Origin of the sequence: Escherichia sp. WS338 (assembly GCF_046486405.1) — a bacterium.
In the GTDB taxonomy this organism is placed as follows: Bacteria; Pseudomonadota; Gammaproteobacteria; order Enterobacterales; family Enterobacteriaceae; genus Escherichia; species Escherichia coli.
Map to the genome: position 1 here is coordinate 23,331 of NZ_JBJQLL010000001.1, position 15,165 is coordinate 38,495.

Here is a 15,165-nt window from a genome sequence, read left to right on the forward strand (position 1 = left end):
TTTATTTCGCTTTCGCAGTTTCTTCGCCGACCAGACCTATCTTCAGGTAACCCGCCTGATGCAGCGTATCCATTACCTTCATCAACGTCTCGTAATCGACGGTTTTGTCCGCTCGGAAGAAGATGGTGGTGTCTTTCTTGCCTTCGGTTAACGCATTCAACGCCGTAATCATTGTTTCATCGGTGACCGGATCGTTACCGATAAACATCGAGTTGTCTGCCTTCACCGACAGATAAACCGGTTTTTCCGGGCGCGGCTGCGGCGTGCTGGTAGAAGCAGGCAAGTTCACCTTCACATCTACCGTCGCTAACGGTGCCGCCACCATAAAGATAATCAGCAGAACCAACATCACGTCGATAAACGGCGTCACGTTGATATCATGCATTTCGCCGTTATCGTCGAGGTTTTCGTTAAGATGCATTGCCATCGGACATTATCCTGCGCGTAATTTTTGTGCGACACGAACCGGATGCGCAGCGGCGCTGGCTTCCAGATCCAGGTCACGGCTTTGCAGCAACAATACCTGCGCTGCAACATCACCCAGCATCGCTTTAAAGCCGCCAATCTGGCGTGCAAATACGTTATAGATAACGACCGCCGGAATCGCTGCCACGAGGCCGATTGCCGTTGCTAACAGAGCTTCTGCGATACCCGGCGCAACGACTGCCAGGTTAGTAGTCTGCGTTTGCGCGATACCAATAAAGCTGTTCATGATGCCCCAGACCGTACCAAACAGACCAACGAACGGCGAAATCGCGCCGATGGTTGCCAGATAGCCGTTACCACGGCCCATTTGACGACCTACTGCGGCGACCCGACGCTCCAGACGGAAGCTGGTACGTTCTTTAATACCTTCGTTATCGTCGCTGCCTTCTGACAGTTCCAGCTCATTCTGCGCTTCATTGAGCAAATGCAGGCTTAAGCTTTTGCTACCAAAATCAGCGGCGATATCGTTGGCCTGGTTTAAGGAACGCGCTTCAGCCAGCAGTTGCTGCTCGCGCTTAAGGCGACGCTTCTGATTGAAGAACTCTACGCTCTTACTGAAGAAGATTGCCCAGGTGACTACGGAGGCCAAAATAAGCCCAATCATCACGCACTTAACGACAATATCGGCGTGCTGATACATACCCCAGACGGAAAGGTCCGTCTGCATTAAATTATTACCCACTGTGTATCTCCAGGACGCAAGTCACAAAATCTGCGCATAATAATATCAAAACGACGTCGAATTGATAGTCGTTCTCATTACTATTTGCATACTGCCGTACCTTTGCTTTCTTTTCCTTGCGTTTACGCAGTAAAAAAGTCACCAGCACGCCATTTGCGAAAATTTTCTGCTTTATGCCAATTCTTCAGGATGCGCCCGCGAATATTCATGCTAGTTTAGACATCCAGACGTATAAAAACAGGAATCCCGAGATGGCGGACAAAAAGCTTGATACTCAACTGGTGAATGCAGGACGCAGCAAAAAATACACTCTCGGCGCGGTAAATAGCGTGATTCAGCGCGCTTCTTCGCTGGTCTTTGACAGTGTGGAAGCCAAAAAACACGCAACGCGCAATCGCGCCAATGGCGAGTTGTTCTATGGACGGCGCGGAACGTTAACCCATTTCTCCTTACAACAAGCGATGTGCGAACTGGAAGGTGGCGCAGGCTGCGTGCTGTTCCCCTGCGGGGCGGCGGCGGTTGCTAATTCTATTCTTGCTTTTGTCGAACAGGGCGATCATGTGTTGATGACCAACACCGCCTATGAACCGAGTCAGGATTTCTGTAGCAAAATCCTCAGCAAACTGGGCGTAACGACATCGTGGTTTGATCCGCTGATTGGCGCAGATATCGTTAAACATGTGCAGCCAAACACTAAAATCGTGTTTCTGGAATCCCCAGGCTCCATCACCATGGAAGTCCACGACGTTCCGGCGATTGTTGCCGCCGTGCGCAATGTGGTGCCAGATGCCATCATTATGGTCGATAACACCTGGGCGGCCGGTGTGCTGTTTAAGGCGCTGGATTTTGGCATTGATGTTTCCATTCAGGCCGCTACCAAATATCTGGTGGGGCATTCAGATGCGATGATTGGCACTGCCGTGTGCAATGCACGTTGCTGGGAGCAGCTGCGGGAGAATGCCTATCTGATGGGCCAGATGGTCGATGCCGATACCGCCTATATAACCAGCCGTGGCCTGCGCACTTTGGGTGTTCGCCTGCGTCAACATCATGAAAGCAGTCTGAAAGTGGCTGAATGGCTGGCAGAACATCCCCAAGTAGCGCGAGTTAACCACCCTGCTCTGCCTGGCAGTAAAGGCCACGAATTCTGGAAACGAGACTTTACAGGTAGCAGCGGGCTATTTTCCTTTGTGCTTAAGAAAAAGCTCAATGATGAAGAGCTGGCGAACTATCTGGATAACTTCAGTTTATTCAGCATGGCCTACTCGTGGGGCGGGTATGAATCGTTGATCCTGGCAAATCAACCAGAACATATCGCCGCCATTCGTCCACAAGGCGAGATCGATTTTAGCGGGACCTTGATTCGCCTGCATATTGGTCTGGAAGATGTCGACGATCTGATTGCCGATCTGGACGCCGGTTTTGCGCGAATTGTATAACATTGCCACTTTTGGACAATTTTGCAGACATTTTATTGTGAAAAGTCTTAAATTGTTGCGTCCGGGATCAAGGCGTCCCGGACGATTCAGGAGTACAATAGGCAGATAAAGGCTTAAACGCTGTTCCACAGGAAAGTCCATGGCTGTTATTCAAGATATCATCGCTGCGCTCTGGCAACACGACTTTGCCGCGCTGGCGGATCCTCATATTGTTAGCGTTGTTTACTTTGTCATGTTTGCCACGCTGTTTTTAGAAAACGGCCTGCTGCCCGCCTCATTTTTGCCAGGCGACAGCTTGTTGATATTGGCTGGCGCATTGATTGCCCAGGGGGTTATGGATTTTCTGCCTACGATTGCGATTCTGACCGCCGCAGCAAGTCTGGGCTGCTGGCTAAGTTATATTCAGGGGCGCTGGTTAGGGAATACCAAAACGGTGAAAGGCTGGCTGGCACAGCTTCCTGCTAAATATCACCAGCGCGCCACCTGCATGTTTGACCGCCACGGTCTGCTGGCGCTGCTGGCTGGACGTTTTCTTGCATTTGTCCGTACGCTGCTGCCAACCATGGCAGGAATTTCCGGTTTGCCAAACCGCCGTTTCCAGTTTTTCAACTGGTTAAGCGGATTGCTGTGGGTCAGCGTGGTAACCAGTTTCGGCTATGCCTTAAGTATGATTCCGTTCGTTAAACGCCATGAAGATCAGGTAATGACGTTCCTGATGATCCTGCCAATTGCCTTGTTAACCGCTGGCTTGTTAGGCACGCTGTTTGTGGTGATTAAAAAAAAATACTGTAACGCCTGACGATTTTCCCCGTTCCCGGTTGCTGTACCGGGAACGTATTTAATTCCCCTGCATCGCCCGCATTCTTGCCGCATCTTCCCCCGGCGTCACACCAAAGTAACGTTTAAACTCACGGCTAAATTGCGATGCGCTTTCGTAACCGACGCGCATCGCTGCCGCACTGGCTTTCATGCCGTCGTGGATGATCATCATCCGCGCCTTATGCAGACGGTAATTCTTCAAATACTGCAACGGCGAGGTGCTGGTGACAGACTTAAAATTATGGTGGAACGCCGATACGCTCATGTTGGCTTCTGCCGCCAGTTGCTCGACGCTCAGGTTTTCGGTGTATTTATTCTCAATCCGTTTCAGCACGCGACTAATCAGGCTGAAGTGAGTCTGGCGGCTGACCAGCGCCAGTAACGCGCCGCCGCAAGGTCCGGTCAGCACGTAGTACAGAATTTCGCGGATGATCTGTTTGCCGAGAATACGCGCATCCAGTGGTCGCTCCATCACGTCGAGTAACCGCTCCGCCGCGCATAAAATCTCTTCTGATAACGTGGCAGAGTTAATCCCGCTGGCTGCCATCGACGGCTGGAAATGCTCATCTTCGCCAATGTCCATCAACAGTTCCTGTAACTGCAAAATATCGAAATTGAGACGCAACCCTGCCAGCGGCACCTCTGACGTGGCATAGGTTTCGCACTCAAACGGCAACGGCACCGTCAGCAGCAGGTATTCATTGGCATCATAACGAAACACGCGTTCATTGATATAACCGATTTTATGCCCGGAAAAGAGAATTATGATGCCAGGCTCGTACATTACCGGTGTACGTGCGAAAGGCGTCTCGCCATACAACAAACGCACATCGGGCAACAGCCCTGACAAACAATTTTCTTTATTTTTCAGTTTATTAACTTTATCCGCCAGCAAGCGGCAAATCTCTTCACGTTTCATATCGCGTAATTTCTTAGGAATAATGCGGCAATTTGATTGTGCGCAATTTTGTAGCATTTCTCCAGCACTCTGGAGAAATAGGCAAGACATTGGCAGAAATGAGCATTGAGAGCCAGGGCGCTGGCGATCACAATGAAAAACATCAGGCAGATCGTTCTCTGCCCTCATATTGGCCCAGCAAAGGGAGCAAGTAATGAACAACTTTAATCTGCACACCCCAACCCGCATTCTGTTTGGTAAAGGCGCAATCGCTGGTTTACGCGAACAAATTCCTCACGATGCTCGCGTATTGATTACCTACGGTGGCGGCAGCGTGAAAAAAACCGGCGTTCTCGATCAAGTTCTGGATGCCCTGAAAGGCATGGACGTGCTGGAATTTGGCGGTATTGAGCCAAACCCGGCTTATGAAACGCTGATGAACGCCGTGAAACTGGTTCGCGAACAAAAAGTGACTTTCCTGCTGGCAGTTGGCGGCGGTTCTGTACTGGACGGCACCAAATTTATCGCCGCAGCGGCTAACTATCCGGAAAATATCGATCCGTGGCACATTCTGCAAACGGGCGGTAAAGAGATTAAAAGCGCCATCCCGATGGGCTGTGTGCTGACGCTGCCAGCAACCGGTTCAGAATCCAACGCAGGTGCGGTGATCTCCCGTAAAACCACAGGCGACAAGCAGGCGTTCCATTCTGCCCATGTTCAGCCCGTATTTGCCGTGCTCGATCCGGTTTATACCTACACCCTGCCGCCGCGTCAGGTGGCTAACGGCGTAGTGGACGCCTTTGTACACACCGTGGAACAGTATGTTACCAAACCGGTTGATGCCAAAATTCAGGACCGTTTCGCAGAAGGCATTTTGCTGACGCTGATCGAAGATGGTCCGAAAGCCCTGAAAGAGCCAGAAAATTACGATGTGCGCGCCAACGTCATGTGGGCGGCGACTCAGGCGCTGAACGGTTTGATCGGCGCTGGCGTACCGCAGGACTGGGCAACGCATATGCTGGGCCACGAACTGACTGCGATGCACGGTCTGGATCACGCGCAAACACTGGCTATCGTCCTGCCTGCACTGTGGAATGAAAAACGCGATACCAAGCGCGCTAAGCTGCTGCAATATGCTGAACGCGTCTGGAATATCACTGAAGGTTCAGACGATGAGCGTATTGACGCCGCGATTGCCGCAACCCGCAATTTCTTTGAGCAATTAGGCGTGCCGACCCACCTCTCCGACTACGGTCTGGACGGCAGCTCCATCCCGGCTTTGCTGAAAAAACTGGAAGAGCACGGCATGACCCAACTGGGCGAAAATCATGACATTACGCTGGATGTCAGCCGCCGTATATACGAAGCCGCCCGCTAAGCTTTTTACGCCTCAAACTTTCGTTTTCGGGCATTTCGTCCAGACTTAAGTTCACAACACCTCACCGGAGCCTGCTCCGGTGAGTTCATATAAAGGAGGAACGTATGGCTAATCCAACCGTTATTAAGCTACAGGATGGCAATGTCATGCCCCAGCTGGGACTGGGCGTCTGGCAAGCAAGTAATGAGGAAGTAATCACCGCCATTCAAAAAGCGTTAGAAGTGGGTTATCGCTCGATTGATACCGCCGCGGCCTACAAGAACGAAGAAGGTGTCGGCAAAGCCCTGAAAAATGCCTCAGTCAACAGAGAAGAACTGTTCATCACCACTAAGCTGTGGAACGACGACCACAAGCGCCCCCGCGAAGCCCTGCTCGACAGCCTGAAAAAACTCCAGCTTGATTATATCGACCTCTATTTAATGCACTGGCCCGTTCCCGCTATCGACCATTATGTCGAAGCATGGAAAGGCATGATCGAATTGCAAAAAGAGGGATTAATCAAAAGCATCGGCGTGTGCAACTTCCAGATCCATCACCTGCAACGCCTGATTGATGAAACTGGCGTGACGCCTGTGATAAACCAGATCGAACTTCACCCGCTGATGCAACAACGCCAACTACATGCCTGGAACGCGACACACAAAATACAGACCGAATCCTGGAGTCCATTAGCGCAAGGTGGGAAAGGTGTTTTCGATCAGAAAGTCATTCGCGATCTGGCAGATAAATACGGCAAAACACCTGCGCAAATTGTTATCCGCTGGCATCTGGATAGCGGCCTGGTGGTGATCCCAAAATCGGTCACACCTTCACGCATTGTCGAAAACTTTGATGTCTGGGATTTCCGTCTCGACAAAGACGAACTTGGCGAAATTGCAAAACTCGATCAGGGCAAGCGTCTCGGTCCCGATCCTGACCAGTTCGGCGGCTAACGTGCAAATTCTCCCGGTGGCGGTAATGTTCCGCTACCGGACTTTTCAGAAATCATTTATTCCCCTCGCGTCCCGCCCGTTGCTACTCTTCCTTGTTCAGGAATGTCAAATATAAGGACATCATCATGCAGAGCCGGAAGCTCTTAAAAGAACAACTCATCTATATCCGGGATAAACGCAACGGAGAGGTGAAAAACAGATGAAAATAATACTTCTGTTTTTAGCAGCCCTGGCAAGTTTTACCGTACACGCACAGCCCCCCTCACAGACCGTAGAACAAACAGTCCGGCATATTTATCAGAACTATAAATCAGATGCCACTGCCCCTTATTTTGGTGAAACCGGAGAGCGAGCGATAACTTCTGCGCGTATTCAACAGGCGCTTACCCTGAACGACAATCTTACGCTGCCGGGCAATATTGGCTGGCTGGATTATGATCCGGTTTGTGATTGTCAGGATTTTGGCGATCTGGTGTTAGAAAGCGTAGCGATAACCCAACCTGACGCCGATCATGCCGATGCCGTTGTGCGCTTTCGTATCTTTAAAGACGATAAAGAAAAGACCATGCAGACACTGAAAATGGTGGCGGAAAATGGTCGTTGGGTCATTGACGATATTGTCAGCAATCATGGCAGCGTCTTACAAGCAGTTAATAGCGAGAATGAAAAAACGCTGGCCGCTATAGCTTCGTTGCAAAAAGAACAGCCGGAAGCCTTTGTTGCCGAACTCTTTGAACATATTGCTGATTATAGCTGGCCGTGGACGTGGGTGGTTTCCGACTCTTACCGCCAGGCGGTCAATGCCTTCTATAAAACCACCTTCAAGACTGCCAACAATCCCGATGAAGATATGCAAATAGAACGGCAATTTATTTACGACAATCCGATCTGTTTTGGCGAAGAGTCGCTATTTTCACGTGTTGATGAAATCCGTGTCCTGGAGAAAACCGCCGATTCCGCCCGCATTCATGTTCGTTTTACGCTGACCAATGGCAACAACGAAGAGCAAGAACTGGTTTTACAGCGGCGCGAAGGGAAATGGGAAATCGCTGATTTTATCCGCCCGAACAGCGGCAGCCTACTTAAACAGATTGAGGCAAAAACCGCCGCCAGATTAAAGCAATGAGCTGAATTAAATAACAATTAGCCGGAACAATAAATAAAAGGGAACACTATATGAAAACGATTTTCACCGTGGGAGCTGTTGTTCTGGCAACCTGCTTGCTCAGTGGCTGCGTCAATGAGCAAAAGGTCAATCAGCTGGCGAGCAATGTGCAAACATTAAATGCCAAAATCGCCCGGCTTGAGCAGGATATGAAAGCATTACGCCCACAAATCTATGCTGCCAAATCCGACGCTAACAGAGCCAATACGCGTCTTGATGCACAGGACTATTTCGACTGCCTGCGCTGCTTGCGTATGTACGCAGAATGATAAAAAAATCCCCGGCAGCATTCTGTTACCGGGGATATTTTTTAACGTCCAACCGCCGCTTTAGGGCGTTTCTTCGCACCAGCATTCTGCAGGCGAGATTGCGTAGACGACGCTTTTTTTGCCGTAGCAGGCGTCTGACGCTGGGTCGCCATCGGCGTATGTTTAGTCAACGCCGGACGGGTATTGCGGTTCTGACGGCGAGCTTCACGCATCTCTTCAATGGTTGGCGCAGGCACTAAGCAATCGCGACGGCTGCCAATCAGATGCTTTTTGCCCATCGCTTCCAGCGCCTGGCGGATTAACGGCCAGTTTGCCGGATCGTGGTAACGCAACAACGCTTTATGCAGGCGACGCTGCTTGTCGCCCTTAGGTACGAAGACGTCTTCACTCTTATAACCAATCTTCGCCAGCGGGTTTTTGCCGGTGTAATACATGGTGGTCGAGTTAGCCAGCGGCGACGGATAGAAGTTCTGCACCTGGTCGAGGCGGAAGCGATGCTTTTTCAGCCATAGCGCCAGATTCACCATATCTTCATCACGCGTACCCGGGTGCGCGGAGATGAAATACGGGATCAGATACTGTTCTTTACCTGCCTGTTTCGAGTAAGTATCGAACAGCTCTTTAAAGCGGTCATAGCTGCCCATGCCCGGCTTCATCATCTTCGATAACGGCCCTTCTTCGGTATGTTCCGGGGCAATCTTCAGATAACCGCCAACGTGATGGGTCGCCAGCTCTTTGATATAGCGCGGATCTTCTACGGCGATGTCATAACGCACACCAGAGGCAATCAGGATCTTTTTAATGCCTTTCAGATCGCGCGCACGGCGATAGAGGTTGATCGTCGGTTCGTGGTTAGTGTCCATATGCGGACAAATATCCGGATAAACGCACGACAAACGACGGCAGGTTTGCTCAGCGCGTGGCGATTTGCAACGCAACATATACATGTTGGCAGTAGGCCCACCGAGATCGGAAATCACGCCCGTAAAACCTGGAACAGTGTCGCGGATCGCTTCGATCTCATTGATGATCGAATCTTCCGAACGGCTCTGAATAATGCGCCCTTCATGCTCGGTCATAGAACAGAAAGAACAGCCACCAAAGCAGCCACGCATAATGTTGACCGAGAAACGGATCATTTCGTAAGCCGGAATACGAGCATTGCCATAGGCCGGATGCGGCACGCGCTTGTACGGCAGCGCAAAAACGCTGTCCATCTCTTCGGTAGAGAGCGGAATAGCAGGCGGGTTGATCCACACATAGCGGTCGCCATGTTTTTGCATCAATGCGCGGGCGCAGCCTGGGTTAGTTTCGTGGTGCAGAATACGCGAAGCATGGGCGTACAGCACTTTATCGCCCTTCACTTTCTCGAAAGAAGGCAGCAATACGTAGGTTTTTTCCCACGGTTTCGGGCGCGGCGGCTGCACGGTTACGGCTTTCGCTTCCTGCTTTTTCGGCGCAACAGGTTTGTTATCCGCGCACGGCAGATCTTCGCCATACGGATGCGGGATCGGGTCGATTTTCCCAGGAGTATCAAGACGGGTGGAATCCACGCCGCTCCAGCCTGGCAACGCCTCTTTTACGATAATTGCGGTATTACGCACATCGCGGATTTCACTAATCGGCTCGCCCATCGCCAGACGGTGCGCCACTTCCACCAGCGGACGCTCACCGTTACCAAACATCAGCATGTCGGCTTTCGAATCCACCAACACGGAACGGCGCACGGTATCGGACCAGTAATCATAATGCGCGGTACGGCGCAGGCTGGCCTCAATACCGCCGAGGATCACCGGCACATCTTTCCACGCCTCTTTACAACGTTGGGTATAAACCAGTGTGGCGCGATCCGGACGCTTACCCGCGACATTATCTGGCGTGTAGGCATCGTCATGACGTAAACGGCGATCGGCAGTGTAACGGTTGATCATCGAATCCATGTTGCCTGCGGTAACGCCGAAAAAGAGATTCGGTTTACCCAGACGCATGAAATCGTCTTTGCTGCTCCAGTCTGGCTGGGCGATGATCCCGACACGAAAGCCTTGCGCTTCCAGCATACGACCGCAAATCGCCATCCCGAAGCTTGGGTGATCAACATATGCATCACCTGTTACCAAAATGATGTCGCAGCTATCCCAGCCAAGTTGATCCATCTCTTCACGAGACATCGGCAAAAACGGTGCCGGTCCAAAACAGGCGGCCCAGTACTGCGGCCAGGAGAACAGGTCGCGATCCGGTTGGATCAGGGAGATAGAGCTCATTTTGCTTCCAGAAATGATAAAAAAATAATCAAAGGCCGGGGATTATAAGCCGGAACGAAAGAGAAATCGAAAGGTATTCCATACTCGCCCTCCTCGGGCGAGTATGAAGATTACGGTACCGGATTGACTAACAGTTGCCCTATCGAGCCACGGTCCGCCATTTCCAGCGTCTGACTGTTGAAGTAGAACGGGAAGTGCGCCCAGGAAGGCTGACCGAAATAAACCAGCAGCTCCACTTGTCCGTCAACCCAAACGGTATCTTTCCAGCCTCTGTCCTCCGGGAACGGCATCGCGCCATTCACGTTACGGATCTGGAACATCACGCCTTCAATATGGAACGCTTGCGGCTCGTCCGCGCGTACCGTCCAGCGTTCCCACGTTCCTTGCTGCGCGGTGACATCAATACGGTTAACGTCCCACAGTTGTCCATTAATACCCGGGTCATCACCCAGACTGATATCACGACTGCGAATCGGCGAACCAGCCATGATTTCAGTTGGCAGCAAGCGCATCGGAAGACTGTCTGTGACCAGCGGCAGAAGGCCGGTTGGGCGCAGCGTTAGCACCAGCGTAGAAACCAGAATGCTGGATGGCTCAAAGAAGCCACGAATACGATCAACAATGCTCGCCGCTTCGCCACAGGTGATCGACACTTCATCACCGTTGCTCATATCCACCAGAATCTCACGACGCTCGCCCGGTGCCAGCGAAAGTTGCTTCACCGATACAGGAGCGGGCAGGAATCCCTGATCGCCAGAAATCACATGTAACGGGCGACCATCGCTCATCTGTAGTTGATAGCGACGAGAGTTCGACGCGTTCAGCAGTCGCAAGCGCACCCAGCCTCGCGAGACTTCAACGTACGGGCTTTGTACACCGTTAACCAGCAGTGTGTCACCAACAAAGCCGCCGCTTCCCGGTTCGTTGTATTCTGGCGTACCAAAGTTGTCCAGCCGTTTATCCTGGATAATGACCGGAAAATCATCCACACCATAATGGTTGGGGATAGGCAGCGACTTGCTGACTTCATCTTCCACCAGCCACATTCCGGCAAGGCCGTTATAGACCTGCTGAGCCGTGCGGTTGGGAGTATTGGCGTGATACCACAGAGTAGCTGCGTTCTGGCGAATGGGCAGTACGGGTGCCCAGTCAGCGTTTGGCGACATCATCCGTGCCGGACCGCCCATCAGCGGGCCTGGTACCTGTAGCCCGGCCACCGTCATTGAGACATTTTCTGTCAGGCGGTTGCTGTAAATAAGCTTAACATCGTCGCCCTTCCATACGCGGATAGTCGGCCCCAGGTAACGACCATTGATTCCCCAAACCGACGCGCGTGTCCCTGGCGTAAATGACCAGTGCGCACGTTGTACAGTCATAAACAGCGGTTGCCCACGGCGAGATTCAAGCAGCGGCGGAACGGGTAGCGGTTGCTGTTGCCCGGCTGCGCTGGCCTTCAGGGGAACAGCGCCTGCACAAAGTGCAATCCCCGATGCCTGAATGAACTGACGCCGACTGAGTGACATATTTGCTCCATGTAAAACTGGCTAAAGTAATACCGTACAGGAAAGTGTTCCCCGCAAAAATACAGATTGCCGACTTAAACTTTTCCGGCGGCTTCGCGCTCTGCGACTTCTTTATCGAGCTCAGCGATTTTTTGTTCCATTATCGAACGACAATGGGCAGCCAACTCGCGAACCTGATCTTTGCCATACTGACTGACGTCAATTGGCGGCAGCATTTCGACAATCACCAGACCGTTGTGTAGCCGATTAAGATTAATCTTATTCGAAGTTGTAGAGACGCACACGGGAATAATCGGGACGCCCGCCGCAATTGCCGCGTGAAATGCCCCGGTCTTGAACGGTAGCAGGCCGCGACCACGGCTGCGGGTTCCTTCCGGGAACATCCAGATGGAAATACGGCGTTTTTTGAAGTGATTCACGACTTCCGCAATAGTGCCGTGAGCTTTAGTGCGATTGTTTCTGTCGATCAATAAGTTGCCGGTTAACCAGTACAACTGCCCGAAGAAGGGGATCCACAGCAAGCTCTTTTTCCCTACCGTCACCGTCGGCGGTTGCACAATGTTCGATGCTGTCACCATGTCATAGTTGTTCTGGTGGTTAGCGATATAGATAGCATTGCCGTAGCTTTCAGCATCCGCAGGTTTGCGGCACTCAACTTTCAGGCCGAACAGCGGTGCAAGACGACCAAACATATGCCCAAAGGTGGCCACATGTTTCGGGTTACGCGGGCTGAAAAGGCAGTAAATGGAGCCGAATACACAGACTAAGATGCTGTAAATCACGGTAATAATAAGACGAAAGATATATAGCATAACACCCTCTGAAGGTCTGAGAGACTGGCATTGTACGTCACCTGAAATCAGGTTAGGGCATTGTTAAAAGCCGCTCTCTGGAAAAGCGTATTGTTAATCGCAACGCATGAATAAACAACGGTTTCAAGGGAATTTTTATCGTTTCCGGGGGTTGAATACGCTGCCGGATGACGACTTAACGTTTCATCCGGCGTTCCTTGCAAGCGGGAGGAAACAGCGCCCTCCCCGGCATATTACTCTTCGCTATCACCGCTGCTGGCACGGCGAGGAGAGTCGATCTCAACACGATCGATACGCTGCAAACCGCGCATCAACGTACCGCGGCGTCCACGTTCGCCAGTGACTTTCTGTAGCTCTTCCGGACGCAGTTTAATTTTGCGTTTCCCAACATGAATGGTCAGCGTGCTTTGCGGCGGCAGAACGTACAGTTGCGCAAGACCATCCTCGCCACGCGCGGCTTCTGCCGATGGAATGTTGATAATCTTGTTGCCTTTGCCCTTCGACAGCTGCGGCAGATCGCTTACCGGGAACATCAACATACGGCCTGCCTGAGTGATTGCCAGCAGCATATCGGAAGCATCTTCAATCACCACCGGCGGCATAACATGGGCATTTTCCGGTAAGGTGATCAAAGCTTTACCTGCACGGTTACGCGCCACCAGATCGTTAAAGGTGCAGACGAAACCGTAACCCGCATCGGAAGCCATCAGCAGTTTCTGATCGTCGCTTTCCATCAGCATATGGTCAACGGTCGCTCCAGGCGGCAACGTTAATTTGCCGGTGAGCGGCTCGCCCTGACCACGCGCCGACGGCAGCGTAATCGGGTCGATGGCATAGCTACGACCGGTGGAATCAACAAACACTACCGGTTGGTTGCTCTTACCTTTCACCGCCGCTTTGAAGCTATCGCCCGCTTTATAATTCAGGCCCGGCGCGTCGATATCATGGCCTTTAGCGCTGCGTACCCAGCCCATCTGCGACAGCACAATGGTGACAGGTTCAGACGGCAGCATGTCGTGCTCGCTCATCGCTTTCGCTTCTTCGCGTTCCTGCAACGGCGAACGACGTTCGTCACCGTAGGCTTGCGCGTCTGCCTGCAGTTCTTTCTTCAGCAGGTTATTCATTTTACGCTCGGAAGCCAAAATGCCCTGCAACTGGTCGCGCTCTTTTTCCAGCTCACTCTGCTCACCGCGAATCTTCATCTCTTCCAGTTTGGCAAGATGACGCAGTTTCAGTTCGAGGATCGCTTCCGCCTGGGTTTCCGTAAGGCCAAACCGCGACATCAGCGCCGGTTTCGGTTCATCTTCATTACGAATGATCTCAATCACTTCGTCGATATTGAGAAACGCCACCAGCAAACCTTCGAGGATATGCAGGCGCTTGAGGACTTTCTCCAGACGATAGTTCAGTCGGCGGCGCACGGTATCGCGGCGGAACACCAGCCATTCGGAGAGGATTTCCAGCAGGTTTTTCACCGCCGGACGACCATCCAGACCGATCATATTGAGGTTAATGCGATAGCTCTTTTCCAGATCGGTGGTAGCAAAGAGGTGGTTCATCACCTGATCCATATCCACGCGGTTGGAACGCGGCACAATCACCAGACGGGTCGGGTTCTCGTGGTCAGATTCATCGCGCAGATCGTCAACCATCGGCAGCTTTTTGTTGCGCATTTGCGCAGCAATTTGCTCCAGTACGCGCGCACCTGAAACCTGATGCGGCAATGCGCTGATAACCACCGCGCCATCTTCTTTCTTCCAAACCGCGCGAATACGCACTGAACCACGTCCGTTCTCGTAGATTTTACGAATCTCGGCGCGCGAAGTGATAATTTCCGCTTCAGTCGGATAATCCGGCCCCTGCACGATATCCAGCAGCTGATCGAGCGTGGTTTTCGGCTGGTCGATTAAGGCGATTGCCGCCTGAGCCACTTCACGCAGGTTATGCGGTGGAATATCGGTCGCCATGCCGACGGCAATACCGGTGGTGCCGTTAAGCAAAATGTTTGGCAGACGGGCAGGTAGCATTTTCGGCTCCTGCAAAGTGCCGTCGAAGTTTGGTACCCAGTCAGCCGTCCCCTGCCCCAGCTCGCTCAATAGCAGCTCGGAATATTTCGACAACCGGGATTCGGTGTAACGCATTGCCGCGAACGATTTCGGATCGTCCGGCGCGCCCCAGTTCCCCTGACCATCAACCAGCGGATAACGGTAAGAGAACGGCTGCGCCATCAGGACCATCGCTTCATAACAGGCACTATCGCCGTGCGGATGGTATTTACCCAGTACGTCACCGACGGTACGGGCCGATTTTTTAAATTTGGCGCTGGCATTCAGGCCCAGCTCAGACATCGCATACACAATGCGGCGCTGAACAGGTTTCAGACCATCACCAATAAACGGCAACGCACGGTCCATGATCACATACATGGAGTAGTTTAAGTAGGCGTTTTCCGTAAATTCATGTAGCGCAAGGCGCTCTGCCATATCGCTCATTAATTCTGA

The 15,165-nt window shown here is 52.0% G+C and carries 13 protein-coding genes; 6 read left to right on the top strand and 7 right to left on the bottom strand.

Going from position 1 to position 15,165, the window contains the following annotated elements; all coding sequences use genetic code 11:
• Position 1: 1 nt before the first annotated feature.
• Both exbD and exbB read right to left on the bottom strand, forming a co-directional pair.
• Entirely contained in the window at positions 2-427 is a 426-nt protein-coding gene (gene exbD / locus ACJHWT_RS00130; RefSeq protein WP_001240712.1) for a TonB system transport protein ExbD, read from the bottom strand.
• Positions 428-433: 6 nt separating this feature from the next.
• Positions 434-1,168 carry a tol-pal system-associated acyl-CoA thioesterase gene (exbB, locus tag ACJHWT_RS00135; RefSeq protein ID WP_000527844.1) on the bottom strand — a complete coding sequence of 245 codons (735 nt, stop codon included), beginning with the start codon at positions 1,166-1,168 and terminating at the stop codon, positions 434-436.
• Between the two features lie 251 nt (positions 1,169-1,419).
• Between exbB and metC the strand changes: the two genes are divergently transcribed.
• Both metC and yghB read left to right on the top strand, forming a co-directional pair.
• Positions 1,420-2,607 (top strand): cystathionine beta-lyase, encoded by a 1,188-nt coding sequence (gene metC / locus ACJHWT_RS00140; protein WP_001318044.1) that lies wholly within the window; start codon positions 1,420-1,422, stop codon positions 2,605-2,607.
• A gap of 139 nt (positions 2,608-2,746) precedes the next feature.
• Complete coding sequence (gene yghB / locus ACJHWT_RS00145; RefSeq protein ID WP_000268419.1) at positions 2,747-3,406, top strand: DedA family general envelope maintenance protein YghB; 660 nt, start codon at positions 2,747-2,749, stop codon at positions 3,404-3,406.
• 39 nt (positions 3,407-3,445) lie between these two features.
• Here yghB and yqhC read toward each other — a convergent pair whose 3' ends face one another.
• The gene (gene yqhC, locus ACJHWT_RS00150; protein WP_001318045.1) at positions 3,446-4,345 is read right to left on the bottom strand and encodes a DNA-binding transcriptional regulator YqhC; all 900 of its coding nucleotides are present in this window, start codon (positions 4,343-4,345) and stop codon (positions 3,446-3,448) included.
• Between the two features lie 193 nt (positions 4,346-4,538).
• Between yqhC and yqhD the strand changes: the two genes are divergently transcribed.
• The 4 genes from yqhD (at position 4,539) to yqhH (ending at position 8,068) form a co-directional block, all read left to right on the top strand.
• Positions 4,539-5,702 (top strand): alcohol dehydrogenase, encoded by a 1,164-nt coding sequence (yqhD, locus tag ACJHWT_RS00155; protein WP_001058802.1) that lies wholly within the window; start codon positions 4,539-4,541, stop codon positions 5,700-5,702.
• A 104-nt stretch (positions 5,703-5,806) separates the two neighbouring features.
• Entirely contained in the window at positions 5,807-6,634 is an 828-nt protein-coding gene (gene dkgA, locus ACJHWT_RS00160) for a 2,5-didehydrogluconate reductase DkgA (protein WP_000013152.1), read from the top strand.
• A gap of 199 nt (positions 6,635-6,833) precedes the next feature.
• A complete protein-coding gene (locus ACJHWT_RS00165) occupies positions 6,834-7,760 on the top strand; it encodes a YbjP/YqhG family protein (protein ID WP_000691608.1) in 927 nt (308 codons plus the stop codon).
• A 50-nt stretch (positions 7,761-7,810) separates the two neighbouring features.
• Entirely contained in the window at positions 7,811-8,068 is a 258-nt protein-coding gene (gene yqhH, locus ACJHWT_RS00170; RefSeq protein ID WP_000848523.1) for a lipoprotein YqhH, read from the top strand.
• Positions 8,069-8,109: 41 nt separating this feature from the next.
• On the opposite strand, the gene ACJHWT_RS00175 is transcribed toward yqhH, so the two are convergent.
• From ACJHWT_RS00175 to parC, 4 genes are all read right to left on the bottom strand, one after another.
• A complete protein-coding gene (locus ACJHWT_RS00175) occupies positions 8,110-10,329 on the bottom strand; it encodes a YgiQ family radical SAM protein (protein ID WP_065203312.1) in 2,220 nt (739 codons plus the stop codon).
• Between the two features lie 110 nt (positions 10,330-10,439).
• Positions 10,440-11,852 carry a cell division protein FtsP gene (gene ftsP / locus ACJHWT_RS00180; RefSeq protein ID WP_000059395.1) on the bottom strand — a complete coding sequence of 471 codons (1,413 nt, stop codon included), beginning with the start codon at positions 11,850-11,852 and terminating at the stop codon, positions 10,440-10,442.
• Positions 11,853-11,926: 74 nt separating this feature from the next.
• Positions 11,927-12,664, bottom strand: a complete 738-nt coding sequence (plsC, locus tag ACJHWT_RS00185; RefSeq protein WP_000965712.1) for a 1-acylglycerol-3-phosphate O-acyltransferase — start codon at positions 12,662-12,664, stop codon at positions 11,927-11,929.
• A gap of 233 nt (positions 12,665-12,897) precedes the next feature.
• The gene (gene parC, locus ACJHWT_RS00190; RefSeq protein ID WP_001281871.1) at positions 12,898-15,156 is read right to left on the bottom strand and encodes a DNA topoisomerase IV subunit A; all 2,259 of its coding nucleotides are present in this window, start codon (positions 15,154-15,156) and stop codon (positions 12,898-12,900) included.
• Positions 15,157-15,165 lie beyond the last annotated feature (9 nt).

What these genes read in the sequence shown, in the direction of transcription:
- exbD (WP_001240712.1), bottom strand. Translation starts at nt 427, where the DNA reads ATGGCAATGCATCTTAACGAAAACCTCGACGATAACGGCGAAATGCAT.
- metC (WP_001318044.1), top strand. Translation starts at nt 1,420, where the DNA reads ATGGCGGACAAAAAGCTTGATACTCAACTGGTGAATGCAGGACGCAGC.
- yghB (WP_000268419.1), top strand. Translation starts at nt 2,747, where the DNA reads ATGGCTGTTATTCAAGATATCATCGCTGCGCTCTGGCAACACGACTTT.
- yqhC (WP_001318045.1), bottom strand. Translation starts at nt 4,345, where the DNA reads ATGAAACGTGAAGAGATTTGCCGCTTGCTGGCGGATAAAGTTAATAAA.
- yqhD (WP_001058802.1), top strand. Translation starts at nt 4,539, where the DNA reads ATGAACAACTTTAATCTGCACACCCCAACCCGCATTCTGTTTGGTAAA.
- dkgA (WP_000013152.1), top strand. Translation starts at nt 5,807, where the DNA reads ATGGCTAATCCAACCGTTATTAAGCTACAGGATGGCAATGTCATGCCC.
- ACJHWT_RS00165 (WP_000691608.1), top strand. Translation starts at nt 6,834, where the DNA reads ATGAAAATAATACTTCTGTTTTTAGCAGCCCTGGCAAGTTTTACCGTA.
- yqhH (WP_000848523.1), top strand. Translation starts at nt 7,811, where the DNA reads ATGAAAACGATTTTCACCGTGGGAGCTGTTGTTCTGGCAACCTGCTTG.
- ACJHWT_RS00175 (WP_065203312.1), bottom strand. Translation starts at nt 10,329, where the DNA reads ATGAGCTCTATCTCCCTGATCCAACCGGATCGCGACCTGTTCTCCTGG.
- ftsP (WP_000059395.1), bottom strand. Translation starts at nt 11,852, where the DNA reads ATGTCACTCAGTCGGCGTCAGTTCATTCAGGCATCGGGGATTGCACTT.
- plsC (WP_000965712.1), bottom strand. Translation starts at nt 12,664, where the DNA reads ATGCTATATATCTTTCGTCTTATTATTACCGTGATTTACAGCATCTTA.
- parC (WP_001281871.1), bottom strand. Translation starts at nt 15,156, where the DNA reads ATGAGCGATATGGCAGAGCGCCTTGCGCTACATGAATTTACGGAAAAC.